Below are 3,538 nucleotides of genomic sequence, written 5' to 3'. Positions count from 1 at the left end.
CGACCTCCCCGGAGGCACCGTCTCCACCTTCGTCACCAGCTGGTTCCGCGGCAACGACGGCACCACCACCGACTGGCCCTGCCGAGGCGAAGTCATCCTCCACCTCCCGGCCGCCGAGGTCGCGCCCTTCGCCCAGGACGGAGTCGTCGTGGAACTCGGCCCCCACCACTGCCGGCTCATCCTCGGCTCCTGGTCATGGACCGGACTCGCCGCCGCCATCGGCCGCTTCGACACCGCTATCGAGGTCGTCGGCCCGCCCCAACTGGCCACCGCATTCGGGGACCTCGCCGCCCGCTACGCCCACGCCGCCCGCACCCCAGGACCAGAGACCGTCCCGGCGCGGTGAGAACGGAACTCACCACGCCGCTCAAGCCCTCTCCACCTCCGCCTTCTCGCGCAGGTCGGCGATCCTGCGCGGCGGTCTCACGGCCGGTACACGGAAAGCCTCGGCCGACGGCGCGAGGCGTGGAAGCGAGACCCGGTGGTCTCGGTCTTGGTGCGGGTCGGATGCGGAGTGCGGCGACCGTGGCGGTTGCCGAGGCGTAGGCGGGTCGAGGCCCGCGAGGGCCAGACCGGTCGGAGTGGACCGCTGGGCGTACGAAGGACCCCAGGGCCAGAGCCTGTTCAAGGAGATCGGCTACCTGCTGCCCGCCGCGACCCGGGAGTCCCCCTGGCCCCATCCGGAGCTGGAGTTCCACCGGTACGCGGCGAGCGGCATCGTGCACGCGGCCGCCGAAGCGGGCGACGCCGGGGCCCGAGCGGCCGTCGGACGGCTTCAGGCGCCGCCCGGCGGCGACCTCTGGACCCCGCGGCCCGCCGCGTAACAGCTCGACCCGATCGCCGGCTGAACCGCCCGCCGCGCCCGTGGGCCGGACGGTTCAGGGGCGCGGCTCGGCCGGCGCCGTGCTCGGAACACCGGCGTCCGGGGAGGCCACGGCCTTGCGGTCGCCCGCGCGCAGCACACCGGCTCCGAGCACCAGCCCGAAGGCCAGCACCGACACGAGGCCGAAGGAGACGATCAGCGAGGTCGCCTCGGCGAGCGAACCGATCGCCGACGGGGCGATCAGGCCCGAGGTGTACGTGATCGTCGCGACGCCCGCGATCGCCTGGCTCGGGTTCGGTCCGCTGCGCCCCGCCGCCGCGAAGGCGAGCGGCACGACCACGGCGATGCCGAGGCCCATCAGGCCGAACCCGCACATCGCCAGGGCCGCGTGGGGTGCGGTGACCACCAGCACCCCGCCGACCGTGGCGAGGACGCCGCCGGTCCGTACGGTCCGTACCGCGCCGAAGCGGTCGACGACCCGGTCACCGGCGATCCGGGCCACCGCCATGGTCAGCGCGAACGCGGTCGTCGAAGCCGCCGCCAGGCCCGCCGAGCTGTCCAGGACGTCCCGGAGGTAGACCGCCGACCAGTCCAGGCTGGCGCCCTCGGCGAACACCGCGCAGAAGCCCACCGCGCCGATGACCAGGGCCGACTTGGGCGGCAGGGTGAAGCGCGGCGGAGCCTCCGCGTCCGGCTCGCTGCGCAGGTCGAGCACCCGTCGGCAGGCGATCAGGCCGAGCACGGTGAGGACGAGCGCGGCGATGACGTGGTGCAGCCGCGCGTCGGCCCCCAGATGGGCGGCCACCGTGCCCGCCGCCGAACCGACCAGGGCGCCCACGCTCCACATCCCGTGCAGCCCCGACATGATCGACTTGTTGAGGCGGTTCTCCACCTCGACGCCGAGCGCGTTCATCGCCACGTCCGACATGCCCGCCGACGCCCCGTACACCAGGAGGGCCGCGCACAGTGTCAGCAGATTGGGGGCCATGGAGGGCAGGATCAGCGCCAGGGTCCACAGCATCAGCAGCCCGCGCAGCGCCGTCCGGGCTCCGAAGCGGTGGCTGACCGCGCCGGCCAGCGGCATCGCCAGCGACGCGCCGATCGCCGGGAAGGCCAGGGCTATGCCGAGCTGCCCGGCGCTGAGCCCGGCGTGCTCCTGTATCCAGGGCACCCGGGTGGCGAAACTGCCGGTCACCGCCCCGTGCACCGTGAAGACCGTGGCGACGGCGTACCTGGCGCGCCTCACCTGATCCGTGCTGAAGACCGTTGCCGTGGAATCCGTCGTCATACCGCCGTGCCCTCCCCTGGGAAATCTCCTGTGCCGCGGTTCCGACGCTTCCCGGCGCCCGTCTCCACGATGCGGGCAGTAAACTATCAGGAACCCTGCCTGATAAATAGACCGCGCCGGTCTCACCGCGGCGGCGGTCTGGAAGGATCGCCGGCATGCCCGCATCACCGAGCACCGCCAGGGCCATCAACGACCGGCTCGCCCTGCGGCTCCTCCAGCAGGACGGCCCGCTGACGGCCACGCAGCTGAAGATGCTGACCGGACTCTCCCGGCCCACCGTCGCCGACCTGGTCGAACGGCTTCAGGGGGCGGGCCTGGTCCGGGTGGTCGGAGAGGCCGGGGCCGATCGCCGCGGCCCCAACGCCCGCCTCTACGGGATCGTCGCGGACCGCGCCCATCTGGCCGCCCTCGACGTCCGCACCGACAGCCTCGCGGTGGTCGTCGCCGACCTCCTGGGCGCGACGCTGGCCGAGGCCACCCTGCCGATCGGCGGCGAGACCACTACCGAGGACGCCGTCGAACAGGCCGTGGCCCTCCTGGAACGCACCGCGCGCCGGGCCGGTGCCGCACCGCTGCACAGCGTCGGCATCGGCGCCCCCGGACTGATCGACCCGGTCACCGGAGAACTCCGCGACACCACGGGACTGCCCGCCTGGCACCGCACCCTGGTGCGCGCCCTCCAGCAGCGGCTGCCCGCGAAGGTGCTCGTCGAGAACGAGACCAATCTTGCCGCCGTCGCCGAACACCGCGCAGGCGCCGCCCGCGACCACGACACGTTCGTCCTGCTGTGGCTCGGGCACGGCGTCGGGGCCGCCGTCATGCTGGACGGGAAGCTGCGCCGCGGGGCCTCCGGCGGCGCGGGCGAGATCAGCTTCCTGCCGGTCCCCGGCGCCGTCGGCATCCCCTCGGCCGTCAACTGCGACGGCGGCTTTCACTCCCTGGTCGGCTCGGTCCCGCTGTGCGGGCTGGCCGCCGCCCACGGCATCACCGTCCCGTCCGGCGGCCGCGAGCCGGGCGCGGCGGTCGCCGTCCGCTCGGCCCTCGCCGGGGAGGGCGACGGCGAGGCGTTCCTCGACGCGCTCGCCGACCGGCTGGCCCTGGGCGCGGCAGCGGTCGTCTCGGTCCTGGACCCGGGGTGCGTGCTGCTGTCGGGCGAGGTCGGCCTCGCCGGCGGCGACGCGCTGGCCGCGCGGGTCGAGGAGCGGCTGGCCATGATGTCCCCCCTGCGGACCGAGGTCAGGGCCGGTCTGCTCGGCGGCACCGCCGTCCTGCGCGGCGCCCTGCTGGCCGCCCGCGAGGCGGCCCAGGACGCGCTGTTCACCCCGGTGCTGTGACGGTCCCGGCACCCTTGGCCCGAGTCCCGGGCGGAACGCGGAGGGCCCGACGGTGACCGGGGGCGATCCGGTCACCGCCGGGCGGTGTGGGGG

General features: G+C 74.6%; 3 protein-coding genes and 1 pseudogene. 3 read left to right on the top strand and 1 reads right to left on the bottom strand.

Annotation, left to right across the window (positions count from 1 at the left end; all coding sequences use genetic code 11):
• Positions 1-346 (top strand): annotated as a pseudogene (locus tag J1C73_RS01065) (transcriptional regulator); the annotation flags it as partial.
• A 235-nt stretch (positions 347-581) separates the two neighbouring features.
• The gene (locus tag J1C73_RS01060) at positions 582-824 is read left to right on the top strand and encodes a hypothetical protein (RefSeq protein WP_207314644.1); all 243 of its coding nucleotides are present in this window, start codon (positions 582-584) and stop codon (positions 822-824) included.
• Between the two features lie 54 nt (positions 825-878).
• Here the strand turns inward: J1C73_RS01060 and J1C73_RS01055 are convergent, their stop codons facing one another.
• Positions 879-2,111 (bottom strand): MFS transporter, encoded by a 1,233-nt coding sequence (locus J1C73_RS01055; RefSeq protein WP_207314643.1) that lies wholly within the window; start codon positions 2,109-2,111, stop codon positions 879-881.
• A 155-nt stretch (positions 2,112-2,266) separates the two neighbouring features.
• Between J1C73_RS01055 and J1C73_RS01050 the strand changes: the two genes are divergently transcribed.
• Positions 2,267-3,445, top strand: coding sequence for an ROK family transcriptional regulator (locus tag J1C73_RS01050; protein ID WP_207314642.1), 1,179 nt, complete (start codon positions 2,267-2,269; stop codon positions 3,443-3,445).
• The last annotated feature ends 93 nt before the right edge of the window (positions 3,446-3,538 follow it).

Source organism: Streptomyces laculatispora (assembly GCF_017353455.1).
GTDB lineage: Bacteria > Actinomycetota > Actinomycetes > Streptomycetales > Streptomycetaceae > Streptomyces > Streptomyces laculatispora.
The sequence above is the reverse complement of the archived record's forward strand: the minus strand, read 5'-3'. Positions and strand labels throughout refer to the sequence as shown.